General features: G+C 72.7%; 16 protein-coding genes and 1 pseudogene. 13 read left to right on the top strand and 4 right to left on the bottom strand.

Translation table 11 applies throughout. The annotated features are described in order from the left end of the window. Window positions 1-82 precede the first annotated feature (82 nt). The gene (locus tag ACIOD2_RS04850; protein ID WP_400535408.1) at window positions 83-1,108 is read left to right on the top strand and encodes a WD40/YVTN/BNR-like repeat-containing protein; all 1,026 of its coding nucleotides are present in this window, start codon (window positions 83-85) and stop codon (window positions 1,106-1,108) included. Here the strand turns inward: ACIOD2_RS04850 and ACIOD2_RS04845 are convergent. Next, window positions 1,105-1,803 carry an SDR family oxidoreductase gene (locus ACIOD2_RS04845; RefSeq protein ID WP_400534501.1) on the bottom strand — a complete coding sequence of 233 codons (699 nt, stop codon included), beginning with the start codon at window positions 1,801-1,803 and terminating at the stop codon, window positions 1,105-1,107. The two genes, ACIOD2_RS04850 and ACIOD2_RS04845, sit on opposite strands and share 4 nt — an antisense overlap. 20 nt (window positions 1,804-1,823) lie before the next feature. Then, window positions 1,824-2,733, bottom strand: a pseudogene (locus ACIOD2_RS04840) (NADP-dependent oxidoreductase). Window positions 2,734-2,839: 106 nt separating this feature from the next. Between ACIOD2_RS04840 and ACIOD2_RS04835 the strand changes: the two are divergent. From ACIOD2_RS04835 to ACIOD2_RS04805, 7 genes are all read left to right on the top strand, one after another. Next, on the top strand, window positions 2,840-3,271 hold the full coding sequence (locus ACIOD2_RS04835) for a winged helix-turn-helix transcriptional regulator (RefSeq protein ID WP_400534499.1): 432 nt from the start codon (window positions 2,840-2,842) through the stop codon (window positions 3,269-3,271). Window positions 3,272-3,281: 10 nt separating this feature from the next. Beyond that, the gene (locus tag ACIOD2_RS04830; RefSeq protein ID WP_400534497.1) at window positions 3,282-4,274 is read left to right on the top strand and encodes a helix-turn-helix transcriptional regulator; all 993 of its coding nucleotides are present in this window, start codon (window positions 3,282-3,284) and stop codon (window positions 4,272-4,274) included. Beyond that, window positions 4,271-5,251: a helix-turn-helix transcriptional regulator gene (locus ACIOD2_RS04825; RefSeq protein ID WP_400534494.1), complete on the top strand. Its 981-nt coding sequence runs from the start codon at window positions 4,271-4,273 to the stop codon at window positions 5,249-5,251. The genes ACIOD2_RS04830 and ACIOD2_RS04825 overlap by 4 nt, the downstream gene beginning before the upstream one ends. 9 nt (window positions 5,252-5,260) lie before the next feature. Continuing rightward, on the top strand, window positions 5,261-5,473 hold the full coding sequence (locus ACIOD2_RS04820; RefSeq protein WP_400534492.1) for a bacteriophage holin: 213 nt from the start codon (window positions 5,261-5,263) through the stop codon (window positions 5,471-5,473). Between the two features lie 31 nt (window positions 5,474-5,504). Beyond that, window positions 5,505-5,834, top strand: coding sequence for a Sec-independent protein translocase subunit TatA (tatA, locus tag ACIOD2_RS04815; protein ID WP_400534489.1), 330 nt, complete (start codon window positions 5,505-5,507; stop codon window positions 5,832-5,834). 83 nt (window positions 5,835-5,917) lie between these two features. Next, window positions 5,918-6,892 (top strand): twin-arginine translocase subunit TatC, encoded by a 975-nt coding sequence (tatC, locus tag ACIOD2_RS04810; RefSeq protein ID WP_400534486.1) that lies wholly within the window; start codon window positions 5,918-5,920, stop codon window positions 6,890-6,892. Continuing rightward, complete coding sequence (locus ACIOD2_RS04805) at window positions 6,892-7,779, top strand: diacylglycerol/lipid kinase family protein (protein ID WP_400534483.1); 888 nt, start codon at window positions 6,892-6,894, stop codon at window positions 7,777-7,779. The genes tatC and ACIOD2_RS04805 overlap by 1 nt, the downstream gene beginning before the upstream one ends. 20 nt (window positions 7,780-7,799) lie before the next feature. Here the strand turns inward: ACIOD2_RS04805 and ACIOD2_RS04800 are convergent, their stop codons facing one another. After that, complete coding sequence (locus tag ACIOD2_RS04800) at window positions 7,800-8,366, bottom strand: hypothetical protein (RefSeq protein ID WP_400534481.1); 567 nt, start codon at window positions 8,364-8,366, stop codon at window positions 7,800-7,802. 193 nt (window positions 8,367-8,559) lie between these two features. On the opposite strand from ACIOD2_RS04800, the gene ACIOD2_RS04795 reads away from it, so the two are divergent. The 5 genes from ACIOD2_RS04795 (at window position 8,560) to ACIOD2_RS04775 (ending at window position 15,209) form a co-directional block, all read left to right on the top strand. After that, complete coding sequence (locus ACIOD2_RS04795) at window positions 8,560-11,355, top strand: DEAD/DEAH box helicase (protein WP_400534478.1); 2,796 nt, start codon at window positions 8,560-8,562, stop codon at window positions 11,353-11,355. 157 nt (window positions 11,356-11,512) lie between these two features. After that, window positions 11,513-12,295 carry a DUF4333 domain-containing protein gene (locus ACIOD2_RS04790; protein ID WP_400534475.1) on the top strand — a complete coding sequence of 261 codons (783 nt, stop codon included), beginning with the start codon at window positions 11,513-11,515 and terminating at the stop codon, window positions 12,293-12,295. Window positions 12,296-12,373: 78 nt separating this feature from the next. Beyond that, the gene (locus tag ACIOD2_RS04785; protein ID WP_400534472.1) at window positions 12,374-13,576 is read left to right on the top strand and encodes a GNAT family N-acetyltransferase; all 1,203 of its coding nucleotides are present in this window, start codon (window positions 12,374-12,376) and stop codon (window positions 13,574-13,576) included. A 24-nt stretch (window positions 13,577-13,600) separates the two neighbouring features. Beyond that, the gene (locus ACIOD2_RS04780; protein WP_400534469.1) at window positions 13,601-13,948 is read left to right on the top strand and encodes a DUF4333 domain-containing protein; all 348 of its coding nucleotides are present in this window, start codon (window positions 13,601-13,603) and stop codon (window positions 13,946-13,948) included. A gap of 43 nt (window positions 13,949-13,991) precedes the next feature. Further along, window positions 13,992-15,209 (top strand): GNAT family N-acetyltransferase, encoded by a 1,218-nt coding sequence (locus ACIOD2_RS04775; protein ID WP_400534467.1) that lies wholly within the window; start codon window positions 13,992-13,994, stop codon window positions 15,207-15,209. Between the two features lie 712 nt (window positions 15,210-15,921). On the opposite strand, the gene ACIOD2_RS04770 is transcribed toward ACIOD2_RS04775, so the two are convergent. Next, window positions 15,922-16,869 carry a 5'-3' exonuclease H3TH domain-containing protein gene (locus ACIOD2_RS04770; protein WP_400534464.1) on the bottom strand — a complete coding sequence of 316 codons (948 nt, stop codon included), beginning with the start codon at window positions 16,867-16,869 and terminating at the stop codon, window positions 15,922-15,924. Window positions 16,870-16,917: the final 48 nt, after the last annotated feature.

Raw genomic sequence — 16,917 nt, 5'->3', positions numbered from 1 at the left:
TGAGTCCCTCAATGTGGCCTTCACGGCTTTAAACGCTACGAAAGTCGCTGGGCGGGTGCGGCAGGATCTGGCCATGCGTGTGCTGCGTGCGGTGGTTCTCGTGGTCGGTCTTCTGGTGGCGCTCGCGGTGCCGGCGTCCGCGTCCGGGCATCTGCCGAAGTGGGAGCTGACGCCGACCGGCGTCACCGCCCAGTTCCGCGGGCTGTCCGCGGTCAGCGCCCGGGTCGCGTGGGTCAGCGGCACCCAGGGCACCGTGCTGCGCACCGTCGACGGCGGCCGGACCTGGAAGTCCGTCGGCCCGCCGGACACCGGCACCCTCGAGTTCCGCGACGTCGAGGCCTTCGACGCCGACCACGCCGTGATCCTCTCGATCGGCCCCGGCACCGACTCCCGCGTCTACCGGACCGACGACGCCGGCACGCACTGGCGCCAGACGTTCCAGAACACCGACGCCGCGGCGTTCTACGACTGCCTCGCCTTCTTCGACCCGTGGCGTGGCCTGGCGATGAGCGACCCGGTGGACGGCAGGTTCCGGGTGCAGGCCACCGTCGACGGCGGCCGCAGCTGGCGTCAGGTCCCCGACAACGGCTTCCCGCCCGCCCTGCCCGGTGAGGCCGGGTTCGCCGCCAGCGGCCAGTGCGTCACCACCTCGGGCCCGTTCGACGCCTGGCTGGCCACCGGCGGCGGCGCCACCGCCCGCGTCCTGCACTCCGGCGACGGCGGCCGCCACTGGACGGCGTCGGCCACGCCGTTGCCGAGCAGCCAGTCGGCCGGCGTCTTCGCCCTCGCCTTCCGCACGCCGTGGCAGGGCGTCGCGATCGGCGGGGACTTCGCCAACCCGACGGCACCCGGCCCCGCCGTGGCGCTCTCGTCGGACCGCGGCCGCACCTGGCGCACCCCGGGGCAGTACCCCGCCGGGTACCGCTCCGGGCTGGCCTGGCGCGGCGGCACGGTCCTCGCTGTCGGCCCCGGCGGGAGCGACCTCAGCCCGGACGGCGGCCGGCACTGGACGTCGTTCGACGCCGGCAGCTTCGACAGCGTGGACTGCACCCCGCTGGGCAGCTGCTGGGCCAGCGGGGTCGGCGGCCGCGTCGCCCGGCTCGGCTAGAGCACCTGCCCGGTGGGGCGGACCATGATCTCGTTGACGTCGACCGACGGCGGCTGCTGCAGCGCGTAGAGCACCGCGCGGGCGATGTCGTCCGGCACCAGCTGCGGCTTCTTGCGCTGCTCCTCGTTGAGGATGTCGGTGTCGGTGATCCCGGGCTGGATCAGCGTGACCCGCACGCCGGTGCCGACGGCCTCCTCGCGGATCGCCCCGGCCATCCCGGTGACCGCCCACTTCGTCACCGAGTACAGGCTCGCGTTGCGGATGTAGCGACCGGCGACCGAGCCGGTGATCAGCAGGTGCCCCGTCGACTCCGCCAGCGCGGGCAGCACCGCGCGGGCGGTGTAGGCCGCGCCGAGCACGTTGATGCGGACCATCTCCTCCCACGCCGTCGGGTCGGGGTCGCCGGTGCCGAAGAACGACGTCCCGACGCCGATCCCGGCGTTGGCGAAGGCCGCGTCGAGCCGCCCGAACCTCCCGACGGTCTCGGCGACGGCGCCGGAGACGGCCGCCCAGTCCGCGACGTCGGCGCCCAGCGCCAGCGCCCGGTCTTCGCCGAGCTCGGCCGCCAGCGGCGCGACGGACTCGGCCTTGCGGGCCACGAGGGCGACCTTGAAGCCGGACGCGGCGGCCAGCCGCGCGGTCGCGGCACCCAGGCCGCGGGAGGCACCGGTGATGAGGAGAACACGATCATCCATGCCCCCAGGCTAGGGAGAGTTCACGGCGTCAGCACGAGACGCCCGCGCAGCCCGCCCGCGGCCAGCCGTTCGTGGGCCTCCGCCGCGGCGGAGAGCGGCAGCACGCCGGCGACGCGCGGGCGCAGGATGCCGGTCGCGGTGAGTTCGGCCAGCCGTCGGCCGTCGGCGCGGATCCAGACGTTGTGTACGCGGATCCCGCGGAGGGGAAGCGGCGCGGCCCCGGCGGCGAAGGCGACGAACTCGCCGCCACCGCGGACGGCATCGAGCGCGTCCAGTCCGAGCAACGCGGTGTCGAGGACGGCGTCGACCCCCACCCGGGACCAGGGCGCGCACGCGGTCGGCGAGGTCCGTCCCGCGCGGCACGAACTCATCCGCCCCGAAGTCCCGGACGGCGGCTTCGTCGGCCTCGGCCGCGACGGCCACGACGTGCAGGTTCCGGGCGTGCGCCAGCGCGACGGCATACCCGCCGACCGCGCCCGCCGCGCCGGTGACCAGCAGGGTTCTGGTCGTCTCGACGAGGTCCAGGGCCTGCGCCGCGGTCAGCGCGTTGAGCGGCAGGGTCGCGGCTTCGGCGGGGGAGAAGCCCTCCGGCGCCGGGGCGACGGCCGAGGCGTCCAGCACGATCTGCTCGGCGTAGGCACCCAGCGGCGTGGTGATCCGGTCGCGTAGCCCGATGACGGATTCGCCTGCGCGGAAACCGGAGCCGGCCTCGACCACGCCCGCGACGTCCCAGCCCAGGCCGAGCACCTCCCGCGGCGGGATCACCCCCGCTTCCGTCAGGATCCCGGACCGGGTCGCGGCGTCGACCGGGTTGACCGCGGCCGCCGCCACCCGGATCCGCACCTGGCCGGGGCCGGGCTCCGGCACCGGGACCTCGACGGACTCGATCACTTCCGGGCCGCCGAACCGGCGGACCACCATCGCACGCATCTCTCGCTCCTTCGCGGGTCCGATCTTCCCCGCGAACGTATGGGGAGCTACTCTCCATTGGGAAGTACGCACCCGGAGGTGCCTGTCGTACGAGGAGGTTCGCCCGGTGCCCACCCGCACGGCGGAGCAGAAGCGCCTGGCCGAAAAGGCCGCCTACGACGCCTATCTCGCCGCCTGCCCCACCCGGAAGCTGCTCGACGAGATCGCCGGCAAGTGGGTCAGCCTCGTCCTGGTCGCGCTCGGTGACGGCCCGATGCGCTACAGCGACCTTTCGCGGCGCATCGCCGGGGTCAGCCAGAAGATGCTCACCCAGACCCTGCGGGTGCTCGAACGCGACGGCCTGCTGCACCGCGAGGTGACTCCGTCGGTGCCCGTCCGCGTCGACTATTCCCTTACGCCGCTTGGCGAAAGCCTCCGCGCGCTGATGTCGGCGTTCAAGGACTGGGCCGAGGCCAACTTCGACGAGGTCAGCACCGCGCGCGACGATTACGACGCGCGTACGCCGGACCTCACGATCGGGCCGGGCGGAGCGGGCTAGGCTCTACCGGGTGTCCACCGCACGCGCCGAACGGCTGGTCAATCTGGTGCTGGCCCTCCTGTCCACCCGGCAGTACCTCACTGCCGAGCGGATTCGCGGCATCGTGCCCGGATACGGCGACGCGTCCAGTGACGACGCCTACTTCCGGATGTTCGAGCGGGACAAGACCGAGCTGCGCGAGCTGGGCATCCCGCTGGAGACCGGCCGCAACTCCGCCTTCGACGCCATCGAGGGCTACCGCATCGCCCGCCGCGACTACGAGCTCGGCGAGGTCGACCTGGCCCCCGACGAAGCCGCCGCGGTCGCGCTGGCGTCCCGGTTGTGGGACTCCCCGGAGCTCACCGGGCAGGCCCAGGGCGCGCTGGTCAAGCTGCGCGCCGCCGGCCTCGAGGTCGACGACCAGGCCCGGACCGTCATCGAACCCCGCGTGCGCGCCGAGCCGGCGTTCGGGCCGCTGCTCGCGGCGGTCCAGAGCGGCCAGGCCGTGCGCTTCGAATACCGCCGCAGCGGCTCGCCGGAGCGCATCATGCGCACCCTCGAACCGTGGGGCGTGGTGTCGTGGAAGGCCCGCTGGTATGTCGTCGGGCACGACCGCGACCGCGGCGCCACCCGCTGCTTCCGCCTCTCCCGCGTCACCGGCCAGGTCCGGCCCGTCGGCAAGCCCGGCGCGGTGCACCGCCCGGACGGCGTCAACCTGCTGCAGCTCGTGTCGGCCACCTCCGGCGACACCGAGCCGGCCCCGGTCACCACCGCGCGGCTCTGGGTCGCCGACGGCCGCGCCGCCGGCGTCCGCCGCCGTGGCACCGTCATCGGGCGCTCCGCCGTCGACGGCCAGGAGGGAGACCTCGTCGAGATCGGGCTCCTCTTCCCGGAGTCGGCCGCCGACTGGATCACCGCGCAGGGCCCCGACGTCGTCGTGCTGGAGCCCGACGTCCTGGCCAAGACGGTCCAGGACCGGCTGGAAGCCGTCGTCGCCCGGCAGCAGCAGGGGAGTGTCCGATGAGCGGCTCCGGCGACCGGATGCCCCGGCTCCTGGCGCTCGTGCCCTACCTGCTCGCCCGGCCCGGGATCCGCGTCGACGAGGCCGCGCAGGACTTCGACGTCACGCCGAAGCAACTGCGCAAGGACCTCGAGCTGCTCTGGATGTGCGGGCTGCCCGGCTACGGCCCCGGCGACCTGATCGACCTGTCCTTCGAGGGTGACACCATCGTCGTCACCCACGACGCCGGGATGAACCGGCCGCTGCGGCTCACCGGCGGCGAGGCGACCGCGCTGCTGGTCGCGCTGCGGGCGCTGGGGGAGACCCCGGGCGTGGTCGACGGCGACGCCGTGCGCCGGTCCATCGCCAAGATCGAGGCCGCCGCCGGGCAGGCCCAGCCGGCCGGGGTGATCGTGGGCGGCGGGGTCCGCGAGGGCAAGAAGACCGCGCGGACCCGCGAGGAGGTCGCCCGGGCGCTGCGGGACGGGCGGGCGCTGCGGATCCGCTACTACACCGCGTCGAAGGACCAGGTCACCGAGCGCACCGTCGACCCGATGAGGCTGCTCATCGTGCAGGCCGTCGGGTACCTCGAAGCCTGGTGCCGCCGCGCCGAGGGCGTCCGGCTGTTCCGGCTCGACCGGATCGACGAGCTGACCGTGCTCGACGAGCCGTCCCGGCCGCCCGCCCACGCCCACCCGACCGACATCTCCGAAGGTGTCTTTCGCGAGCGTCCCGATCAGCGGGAGGCCGTGCTCGTCCTGGACCCGGACGCACGCTGGGTAGCCGAGTACTACCCGTGCGAGGAGCTCGACGAGCTCGACGGCGGCCGCCTCCGGATCCGGATGCGCTACGCCGACCAGTCCTGGATGGTGCGCCTCGTGCTGGGCCTGGGCGGGGAAGCGCTGGTCGAAAGCCCGGCCGACCTGGCGTCCGACGTGGGCCGCCGGGCCGCCGACGCGGTGGCCCGAGCCCGTCACCTTCCGTCAACCTGCGACCACTAGGCTGACCGCGTGCCGTACCTGCCCACCATCGTGCTCGCCGCCGCCGGCCTGCTGCTGCTCGTGTTCCTGCTGGTGCGCACCGCGCGGGTCTTGCGTGCTTTCAAGCAGACCGCAAGCATGGTGGCTACGAACACCCAGGACCGGGCCGGACTCGTCCGCGCCCGGTCGGCAGCGTTACGTGTCGCGTTCGCGCAGCGCCGCCGGAGCCCGGAAAACCAGTAACATCCCTACCAGACGCAGATAGGAGGCCACCATGCTGAACGGATTGCAGCCGTGGCATTTGATCATCTTGGTGCTCGTCGTCGTGCTGTTGTTCGGGGCCAAGAGGCTTCCCGACGCGGCCCGGTCCATCGGCAAGTCCATGAAGATCTTCAAGGCCGAGACCAAGGACCTCACCGGTGAGCACAAGGCCGCGGCGCAGGAAGACGCCGAGCCGGTCGAGACGAAGCAGATCCCGGCCACGCCGGTCGTGCCCGCCGCCCCGACGGCCACCGACCAGCAGGTCGCGGACCTGCAGCGGCAGCTCGACGAGCTGAAGAAGCAGCAGCAGGCGCCGGCCGCCGAGCAGAAGAACGCCAGCTGAGCCAGCCCACCATCGGTCCCTGGTCCACGGAGCGCGTCTAGCCAGGCGCGCTCCGGCGGACACCGACGAGAACGGAAACCCCAGTGGCGGAAGCCGTCTCCGGAAACGGGGAGAAGAGCGGCTCGAAGCGGCGCAAGCGCGGCCGCCGAGCCAACCCCGACGGCACGATGACGCTCATCGAGCACATCTACGAGTTCCGCCGCCGGCTCGGCCTGGCGCTGCTCGCAGTTGTCATCGGCGGGATCCTCGGGTTCATCTGGTTCGGCACGAAGGTCGGCCCGATCCCGTCGCTCGGTGACCTCGTCAAGGATCCGTACTGCGCCATCCCGCCGAGCCGGCGGCTCGACAGCGCGGCGGGGTGCCGGCTGCTGCAGACGGTGCCGTTCGAGGCCTTCATGACCCAGCTGAAGGTCGGCCTCGCGGCGGGTGCGGTGCTGCTCTCCCCGGCCTGGCTCTACCAGATCTGGGCGTTCATCGCCCCGGGCCTGTACACGAAGGAACGCCGGTACGCGCTGACGTTCGTCTCGTTCGCCTCGGTGCTGTTCGCCGCGGGCGCGGTGCTCGCCTACATCCTCTTCCCGCACGCCCTGCAGCTGCTGATGGGCTTCGGCCAGGACGCGTTCGTCACCGCGCTCACCGCGGACAAGTACATCTCGTTCCTGCTGTCGCTGCTGATCATCTTCGGGATCAGTTTCGAGCTGCCGCTGCTGGTGGTCATGCTCAACCGCGTCGGCGTGGTCAAGTACACGCAGCTCAAGAAGTGGCGTCGCGGCATCGTGTTCGCGCTGTTCGTCTTCGCCGCGTTCGCCACGCCCGGCTCCGACCCGTTCTCGATGCTCGGGCTCGCCGCCGCGCTCACCGTGCTGTTCGAGATCTCCGTCCAGATGGCGCGCTTCCACGACCGCAAGAAGGACAAGCTCCGGTCCGAAGAGGGCTGGGACAAGCTGGCCGACGACGAGGCCGCGCCGTTCGACTACACGCCGAGCAAGGTCGACGACGAGCCCGCCACGCCGAGCGCCTCCGGCGGCCGGTCCTCCGGCACCGACGACATCACGTAGTGGGGATCCACGCCGCGCTCGCCGTGCACCCGGCCTCGGGGCACGGCGCCGCCGCCCGGATCGCGGACACGGTCGCCGAGCGGCTCCGCACCGCCGTCGACCGCCTCGACGTCCTCGTGGCCAACACCGTCGAGGAGTCCCGCGCCCTGATGCGGACCTCGCACGACGCGGGCCTCGACGTCCTGATCGTGCTCGGCGGTGACGGCGCCGCGCACCAGGGTGTCCAGTTCTGCGCGAACCACGACGTCGCGCTCGGCCTGGTCCCGGCGGGCACCGGCAACGACTTCGCCCGCGCCCTCGGCGTCCCGGGGGAGCCCCTGCCCGCGGTCGACGCGCTGGTGGCGGCCCTGCGCTCCGGCGCTCGCCGCCGGATCGACCTGGGCCGCGTCGGCGAGACCTGGTTCGCGACGGTCCTGTGCGCGGGGTTCGACGCGAGCGTCAACGAACGAGCCAACCGGATGCGCTGGCCGTCCGGGCCCCGCCGCTACGACCTGGCGATCCTCGCCGAGCTGGCCGCCTTCCGCTCCCGCCCGGTGGTCGTCGAAACCGGCACCGAACGCCTGGAGCTCGACGCGACGCTGGTGGCGATCGGCAACACCCGGTTCTACGGCGGCGGCGTCCCGATCTGCCCCACGGCCGACCCCGAGGACGGCGTCTTCGACGTCACGGTCATCGGTCACGCGACCCGCCGCGGCCTGATCCGCATGCTCCCCGGCCTGCGCACCGGCAACCACGTCACCCACCCGGCCGTCCGCACCTTCCGGGCCGCCTCGGTCACCCTCACCGGCAACACCTGGCCGGCCTACGCCGACGGCGAGCCCCAGGGCACGGTCCCGGTGACGGTCAGCTGCGTCCCCGGCGCCCTGACCGTCCTGGCTCCTCAGTGATCTCCTGACGGCGCTGGCGCTCAGTAACCCCCGGCTTCGCCGACCAGCTCACGGAACCGCGCGGGCGCCATCAGCTGCCCCTGCACCAGGTAGACCCCACCGCAGCGGTGGCAGAACCAGCCCTGCTGCCACAACGCCTGCGCGGCCGGCACCCCGGCCCGGCGCCGCCGGTACGCCCGCAGCCGCCGCACGTAGAGCCAGATCAGCGTCCCCATCCCGCCGAACACGGCCGCCGACGGCAGCGCCAGCAGCACGATCCCCAGCACCAGGGCACCCGTCCCGCCCGGCGGCGGATCGTCGACCGCGGAGAACGGCAGCCACAGGAAACAGCTCCCGGCCATCAGGAGCAGCACCATGCCGGCGACCAGACCACCGTTGCGGCGCCGGGGAGGGAAGGGGTCGAGCGCCCGCGCGACCCCGGTCACGGTCACCCCGGACACCTGACTGCTCGTGTAAATGACCCCGTCGCCGGCCGGCACGGCCACCGTCGGGCCCTGGCCCCGGTAGTAGGAGTGCCCGCCGTAGTAGACCGCGGGCACGTGCTGGACCTGGTCCAGCTGCCCACAGCTCGGACAGGGTGCGGTCATGGTGGCCTCCTTCAGCCGCTCCGACGCCGAAACGGCCAAGCAGGTTCCCTCTGGATGTGTATAACGACCTATACCACCGGGCTTGATTCGGGCCTCCGGCCCGGACAGCCACGAACAAACAGGCAGAGACCGGGGGACGGATGACCACGTCACGCCACGCCGTCGGTCACGCCGCGTGCAAACTGTCGGGGGCATGTGGAACCCTGACGAGGTGGCCAGTAGCCCTTCTCCTTCTCCGGCCGAGGCCTATGCGGCCTCCGCGCGCCGGGGGAAGTACCCCCAGCTGACCCGCTTCGCCGCGGAGTCCTCCTTCGAGTTCGACGAGTTCCAGATCCGCGGGTGCGAGGCCCTCGAGGGCGGCCACGGTGTGCTCGTCTGCGCGCCCACCGGGGCGGGGAAGACGATCGTCGGCGAGTTCGCCGTGCACCTGGCGCTGGCCGAGGGGCGCAAGTGCTTCTACACCACGCCGATCAAGGCGTTGTCGAACCAGAAGTACGGCGACCTCGTGGCGCGCTACGGCGCGGACGCGGTCGGCCTGCTCACCGGGGACACGTCGATCAACGGCAACGCGCAGGTGGTCGTGATGACCACCGAGGTGCTGCGGAACATGCTGTACGCCGGGTCCTCGACGATCACCGACCTCGGGTACGTCGTGATGGACGAGGTGCACTACCTGGCCGACCGGTTCCGCGGCGCGGTCTGGGAAGAGGTGATCCTGCACCTGCCGGAGCACGTCCGGGTGGTCGGGTTGTCGGCGACGGTCAGCAACGCCGAGGAGTTCGGCGAGTGGCTGGTCGAGGTCCGCGGCGACACGGCGGTGGTCGTCGACGAGCACCGGCCGGTGCCGCTGTGGCAGCACATGCTCGTCGGGAACCGGATGATGGACCTGTTCGCGGGTGAGGACGTCCACGCGCCCGGGGCCGAGCTGCGGATCAACCCGACCCTGGTGCGGCGCACCGAGGAGATCGGCCGCCAGTACGCGCCCGCCGGCTTCCGTGGCCCGCGCGGGGCCCGCCGGGGCGGGCCGCGGATGCCGCGGTTCCGGCCGCCGTCGCGGGTCGAGGTCGTGGAGCAGCTGGACCGGGCGGGGTTGCTGCCCGCGATCGTGTTCATCTTCTCCCGTGCCGGGTGTGACGCCGCCGTCAACCAGTGCGTCCGGGCGGGGCTGCGGCTCAACGGTCCCGACGAGGTCGAGGAGATCCGCCGGGTCATCGAGGAGCGCACCTCCGAGCTGCCGGAGGGTGACCTCGGGGTGCTCGGCTACTGGGAATGGCGTGAGGCGCTCGAACGCGGCATCGCCGGTCACCACGCCGGGTTGCTGCCGGCGTTCAAGGAGACGGTCGAAGAGCTGTTCGTCCGCGGCCTGGTGAAGGCCGTGTTCGCCACCGAGACCCTGGCGCTCGGGATCAACATGCCGGCCCGGACCGTGGTGCTCGAACGGCTGGTCAAGTACAACGGCGAGGCGCACGTCGACCTGACGCCGGGGGAGTACACGCAGCTCACCGGCCGGGCCGGGCGCCGCGGTATCGACGTCGAGGGGCACGCCGTCGTGGCGTGGCAGCCGGGGGTCGACCCGAAGCAGGTCGCCGGGCTCGCCTCGACCCGGACGTATCCACTGCGGTCGTCGTTCCGGCCCGGTTACAACATGGCCGTGAACCTGGTCGCCCAAGTCGGTGCCGAGCAGGCCCGTGACCTGCTGGAACAGTCGTTCGCGCAGTTCCAGGCCGACCGGTCGGTGGTGGGGACCGCCCGCCGGATCGAGCGGAACCGGGAAGCGCTCAAGGGCTACACGAACGCGGTGACCGGCGACTTCGACGAGATGCAGGAGTACGTCGAGCTGCGGGCCAAGATCTCGGCGCGGGAGAAGGCGCTGTCGCGGCAGAACACCTCCGTGCGCCGCGCCGGCACGGCCGAGTCGCTGGAGAAGCTGCGCAAGGGTGACGTCATCGCGGTGCCGGCGGGCCGTCGTGCCGGGCTGGCCGTGGTGGTCGACCCGGGGCTCGACCCGATCCGGGAGCCGCGGCCGGTCGTGGTGACCGAGGATCGCTGGTCGGGGCCGTTGTCGGTGGCGGACTTCCCGGCGCCGGTCGAGGCGCTGGGGCGGATCAAGCTGCCCAAGCACATCGAGCTGCGTTCGCCCAAGACCCGTCGTGACATCGCTTCGACGCTGCGCAGCGCGGGGATTTCCCTGCCCGGCAGGCAGAAGCGGCAGTCGGGGGCCAATGAGGACGGTGAGCTGGCGGCGCTGCGGCGGGCCCTGCGGGCGCACCCGTGCCACGGGCTGGCCGAGCGGGAGGCGAACCTGCGCTGGGTCGAGCGGTACCAGCGGCTCACCACCGAAACCGAGCAGCTGGAGCGGAAGGTCGCGGCGACCACGCACTCGCTGGCGCGGGCGTTCGACCGGATCCTGGCGCTGCTGGGGGAGCGTGGCTATCTCGGGCCGGAGTCGGCCGGTGACGGCGAGGACCGCGTCACCGAGCACGGCCGCCGCCTGACCCGGCTCTACAGCGAGTCCGATCTGCTGGCCGCCGAATGCATCCGGCACGGCGTGTGGGAGAAGCTCGGCCCGGCCGAGCTGGCCGCCGTCGTCTCGACGCTGGTCTTCGAGGCGCGCCGGGACACCGCGGGGGAGCCGCGGCTGCCCGGCGGCGCGGTTCCCGAGGCGTGGGAGGAGACCGCGCGGCTGTGGGTGGAGCTGACCGAGGACGAGCGGCGGCACCGGCTCGACCGCACGCGCGAGCCCGACGCGGGCTTCGCGTGGCCGGTCTACCGCTGGGCGCGTGGTGAGTCCCTGGAGAAGGTGCTCACGGCGGCGGAGGCCAACGGCCAGGAGCTGTCGGCGGGTGACTTCGTGCGCTGGTCGCGTCAGGTGATCGACCTGCTCGACCAGATCCGGGACGTGCTGGGCAAGACCGACCGGGTCGGCGCGACGGCGGCCGAAGCGGTCAAGGCGCTGCGTCGCGGGGTTGTCGCCGCGGGTGCGGCGTGAGCTTGGTGTGAGGGCTGGTCCGGACGGCGCAGCGGGTGAGCGTGGACCCGTGTGCTCGGCTCGGACCTGTGGTTGGATCGGCGACGAACCGTGCGTACGCGGCTCGGCGGCGATATCGGGTTGGGCATGAGATGAACGAAGCAGGCGGAGGCAGACGATGAGCACGCCGTATGGCGGCAACGACCCACAGCAGCCCCAGTACGGGCAGCAGCCGGGCGGCGCGTACCCGCCGAGCGGCCCGCAGGAGCAGCCCCAATGGGGCCAGCAGCCGCCGCCGCCGTACGACCCCAACCAGCAGCAGCAATGGGGTCAGCCGCAACAGCCCCAGCAGCCGCAGCAGTGGGGTCAGCAGCCCGGTGGTTACACCCCGCCGCAGCAGCCGCAGTGGGGCCAGCAGCCGCCGCCCTACGGGCAGCAGCCCGGCGGCGGGTATCCGCAGAGCGGCCCGCAGCAGCAGCCCGGTTACGGCCAGCAGCCCGGCGGGGCGTACCCGCAGAGCGGGCCGCAGCAGCAGCCGCAGTACGGGCAGCAGCCGCCCGGGCAGCAGGGCCAGTACGACTACGGGCAGCAGCAGTTCCCCGGCGCGACTCCGGATCCGGAGGGCGAGAAGCCGGCGAAGTCCAAGAAGGGCCTGCTGATCGGCATCATCGTGCTGGTCGTGGTCGTCGCGGTGGTCGGCATTCTCGGCTTCGTCGCGCCCGGGTTCTTCAAGACGCAGGTCTTCAACAACACCCAGATGCAGACCGACGTGCAGAAGCTGCTGACCGACACGTACAAGATCGACGGCGTCACCGGCGTCACCTGCCCGGCCGAGCAGAAGGTCGAGGACGGTGCGAAGTTCGAGTGCACCGCCACGATCGCCGGGAAGCCGCAGCAGATCCCGATCACGGTGAAGGGCGACGGCGGCAACTACGAGGTGTCGCCACCGGCCGCGAAGTAGCTTCATCCCGTTCGGCCGAGGTCCGGCCACCGCGAATACCGGTGGCCGGACCTCGCTGTTTCCGGCGATGATCCGGGTATGACCGACTTCGACATCCGGACGCTGCGTGACGACGAGCACCGCGCGGCCAGCGACCTCTTCCGGGAGACCGTGCACGCCGCGCCCAGCACGGACACCGAGTGGGAACGCGCGGGGCGGGCCTACCAGCCGGGTGGCGCGATCGGTGCGTTCGACCCCGCCTTCATCGGGACGGCCCGCTCCTTCGACGCCGAGATGACGGTGCCCGGCGGTGCCCGGTTGCCGCAGGCGGGGGTCACCGGGGTCGGGGTGCGCGCCGACCGGACCCGGCGCGGGGTGCTGCGCGCGATGATGACCGCCCAGCTCGAGGACTTCGCCGCGCGCGGTCTCGTGTTCGCGAACCTGGGTGCCTCCGAAGCCGGCATCTACGGGCGGTTCGGCTACGGCCTGGCGACGCGGTGCCGGACCTACAGCCTCGACCGGCACCGCGCGCGGCTGCGGCCGGACCTCCCGTTCGCCGGGGAGGTCGAGCTGCTGGGGCTGGACGACGCCGTGGCGGCCCTGCCGGGCGTTTACGACCGGCTCGAGCACCGGCCCGGGATGATGACGCGGCCGGACGTGCTGTGGCGGCTGTACGAGAGCCACGCCCGTCGCGCGACCGATGTGGTGAAGAGCGTCGTGCACCACGGCCCGGACGGGCCGGACGGCTTCGCGAGCTACTCGGTCGGCGGCCTGCACGAGCACCCGTGGACGAAGAACCTGGAGGTGTTCGACATGTTCGCCGGCACCCCGGCCGCGTTCACCGGGCTGTGGCGGTTCCTGCTGGGCGTCGACCTGGTCGACAAGATCGTCGCCCCGGGACGGCCGCTCGACGAGCCGATGGAGCTGATCCTCGACGACCACCGGCGCGGCAACGTCGACCGGGTGGGTGACGAGCACTGGCTGCGGCTCGTCGACGTCCCGAAGGCCCTCGCCGCCCGCGAGTACGGCCACGCGGCCCCCGTCGTCATCGAGGTCGCGGACCCGCTGCTGACCGCGAACACCGGCACCTACCGGATCACCGCCGACGGCGCCGGGCGCACGGGCGAACCGGCCGCGCTCGCCCTCGACGTCACCACGCTGGCGATGCTGTACCTGGGGACCTGGCGGGCGTCGGCGCTGGCGGCCGCGGGCCGGATCGAGGTCCGCGATCCGGCCGCCCTCGTGGCCGCCGACGTCCTCTTCGGCACGCGCGTCGAGTCCTGGTGCGGTACCTTTTTCTGAGCCGCACCGCCGGGGGTGAGCACCGTGACCAGGCGTTTCCTCGTGTCCCTCGGCGTCTGCTGCGTGCTCACGGCCTGCGACACGACGGCCGAGCCGGTCCCGGCGCCGGTGCTGCCGAGCCGGAGCACGGCGGCGCCCACCGCCGCGCCGGTGCGGGTGCTCGACCCCGCCGCGGTCGGCGACGGGGTCCGGAAGATCCTCCTGGACAGCTTCCGGATCACCGGCGTCGAGGGGGTGACCTGCCCCGCGGGGCAGCCGGTCGTCATCGGCCGGGCGTTCGCCTGCACCGCGCGGATCGGGGGGACGGCGAAACTGGTCCCGGTCACCGTCCTGGGGGCCGACGGCCGCTACCGGGTGGACCCGCCGCACTGAAAACGGGATGCCGACGGGCGGAGGTCCCGGCATCATCGGGCCCATGACCGACTTCGACGTCCGCCTGATCACCGAAGACGAACGCCGCAGCACGTTCGACCTGCTCGGCCGCTCGCTGCACAGCAACCGGGTCAGCGACGAGGACTGGTCCCGCTACGGGGAGTCCTGGCCGGCCGAGCACAAGTTCGCCGCCTTCGATGGCGAGGTCCCGATCGGCATCGCGAGCTCCTACGACACCGAGGTCGCCGTGCCCGGCGGGCGCACGCTCGGCGTCGCCGCGGTCGACGGGGTGGGGGTGCGCGCCGACTGGACCCGCCGCGGGGTGCTCAGCGCGATGATGGCCGCGCAGCTGGCCGACGTCGCCGCGCGCGGCCTGCCGCTGGCCGCGCTGCACGCCAGCGAGCCGACCATCTACGGCCGGTTCGGCTACGGCTCCGCGGCGCTCGGCAAGACCGTGTGGATCAACCGGCCCGCGGCGCGCCTGCACGAGCGCGTCCCGGCCGGCGGGCGGGTCCGGATGCTCACCCCGGACGAGGCCGTGAAGGAGATTCCCGGGCTGTACCAGCGGATCGGACTGCACCGGGCCGGCATGATGGGCCGCCCGGACGTGTGGTGGCCGATCTCGCACGACCGGCTTGTCGGCCCGGACGGCCACCACGTCACGGTCGTCCACAGTGGACCGGACGGGGACGACGGCTTCGCGGTGTACCTCACCGTCGACCGGCGGACCCCCGAGTCGCCGGACAAGGGCGTCATGCTCAAGGTCCGCGAGCTGCACGCGGCCGACCCGGTCGCCCGCGCCGCGCTGTGGCGGTTCCTGCTGTCGGTGGACCTGGTCTCCGGCATCCGCGCGCGGTTCCGCCCGGTCGACGAACCCCTCGCGGCGATGATGGCCGACCACCGGCACGCCCTCACCGCCGACGTCGAGGACGACCTGTGGGTGCGCCTGGTCGACGTCCCGACTGCCCTCGAGGCCCGGACCTACCGCGATGCCGCGCCCGTGGTCCTCGCCGTGGCCGATGCGAAGCTGCCGGCCAACACCGGGCACTACGAGGTCGGCCCGTCGGGTGCCCGCCGCACGGAGGCCGCGGCGCACCTGACCCTGGACGTGGACAGCCTGGCGATGCTGTACCTGGGGGAGTGGAGCGCGACGGCCCTGGTGGAGGCGGGCCGGATCACGGTCCACGACCCGGCGGCGGTCGCCCGGGCGGACGAGCTGTTCACCACGGTCACGGCGCCGTGGTGCGGCACGTACTTCTAGGAGGCTGGCGGTTCACGGTGGTGGTCGGTGCCGGTGGGTGAGGGATCCCTGCCGGTCGCGAACGGCCCGTTTGCACCTCGCCGCCCGAGCGCGAAAGGACCGTTCGCGACCGATTCGGCACGAACGGGCCGTTCGCGCGGCACTCGCTGGGGGCGCGAATGGGCCGCTCGCGCCCTGCCGCCTTGAAGGATCGTTCGCACCCTCACCCCCCGGCACGAAAGGACCGCTCGCGCACACCGCACCCAGCGCGAAAGGGCCATTCGTGACCGATTCGGCACGAACGGACCGTTCGCGCAGCACCTGCTCGCGCGCGAAAGGGCCGCTCGCGCCCCGCTGCCTTGAGGGACCGTTGGCGCCCTCATCCGGGGCACGAAAGGACCGTTCGCGCCCTGCTGCCTGAAGGAGCGTCGGCACGCTCACCCCGGTGCGAAAGGGCCGCTCGCGCGCACCGCACCCGGTGCGAAGGGGCCGTTCGTGACCGTTTCGGCGCCAACGGGCCGTTCGTGCCGAACCCGCTGGGGCGCGAAAGGGCCATTCGCGCCCCGGAGTGGCCGCGGACCGTGGCTCGGCCGCGAGCATCCGTATCCGGGGCGGCCCACGACCGGGGCAATTTCCGAGTGGGACACAGCCGCGAGGCGTCGATGGAGGATTCTGGCCGTCCAGCGTCCCGAATCCTCCATCGAGGGTCGAATCACCTAAGGACGCCCGACCTCTAAGCCCCCGGCAGCGCCTTCAACAGCCGCTCGACCGAATTCCCCAGATTCCACCGCTCCGCCAGCTCGGCCACCCGATCCGGGTCCGCCGGCGAAGTCGGCACCGCGTCGGGGCGGGACTGCTCCACCGGCGCGTCGACCGCGACACGCACCACCGTCGGCGCCACCGCCAGGTAGTCGGCCGCGTCGGCCAGCCGCAACCGGGTCTTGAGCGGGACCCGGTTGTCGCTCGCCGCGGAGGCCTTCAAGAGCGCGTCCAGCGAGCCGAACTCCGTGATGAGCTTGGCCGCGGTCTTCTCGCCGATTCCGGCGACGCCCGGCAGCCCGTCCGAGGGGTCGCCGCGCATCATGGACATGTCCGCGTATGCCTGGCCGGCCGTCTCGCGGGGGAGGCTGTAGCGCTCGGCGATCTCGTCGGGGCCCAACTGCTCAGCCTTGGCCCAGCCCTTGCCGACGTAGATCACCGACGTGGGGGTCGGCTTCGTGCGGACCAGCTGGAACAGGTCGCGGTCGCCGGTGATGACCTCGACCGCGTCGGTCTTCTCGCGGTGGGCCAGCGCGCCGATGACGTCGTCGGCCTCGTAGCCGGCGGCCTCCGCGGTGGCGAAACCGAACGCCTCCAGTACGTCGAGGATGATCGGCACCTGCGGGGTGAGGGTGTCGGGGACCTCTTCGACGTCGGGGTCGGCGCCGGTGGTCTCCTCGGCCACGCGGTGGGCCTTGTAGCTGGGCAGCAGGTCGGTCCGGAACTTCGGCCGCCAGTCCGCGTCCAGGCAGCACACCAGCCGCGACGGGTGCCGGTCGGTGAGGATCCGCGCGATCGTGTCGGTGAACCCGCGCACGGCGTTCACCTGGGTGCCGTCGGCGGCCCGCATCGAGTCGGGCAGGGCAAAGAACGAACGGAAGTACAGGCTCGCGGAGTCGAGCAGCGCAAGGGGTCCGGTCACCCGCACAGCCTCCCACGCACCCGCCGGTGTGCCGTAGCGCTCGGGTCC

The organism is Amycolatopsis sp. NPDC088138 (assembly GCF_044741685.1).
Lineage (GTDB): Bacteria > Actinomycetota > Actinomycetes > Mycobacteriales > Pseudonocardiaceae > Amycolatopsis.
Note: the sequence above shows the minus strand (reverse complement) of the source record. Positions and strands in the feature narration are given on the sequence as shown.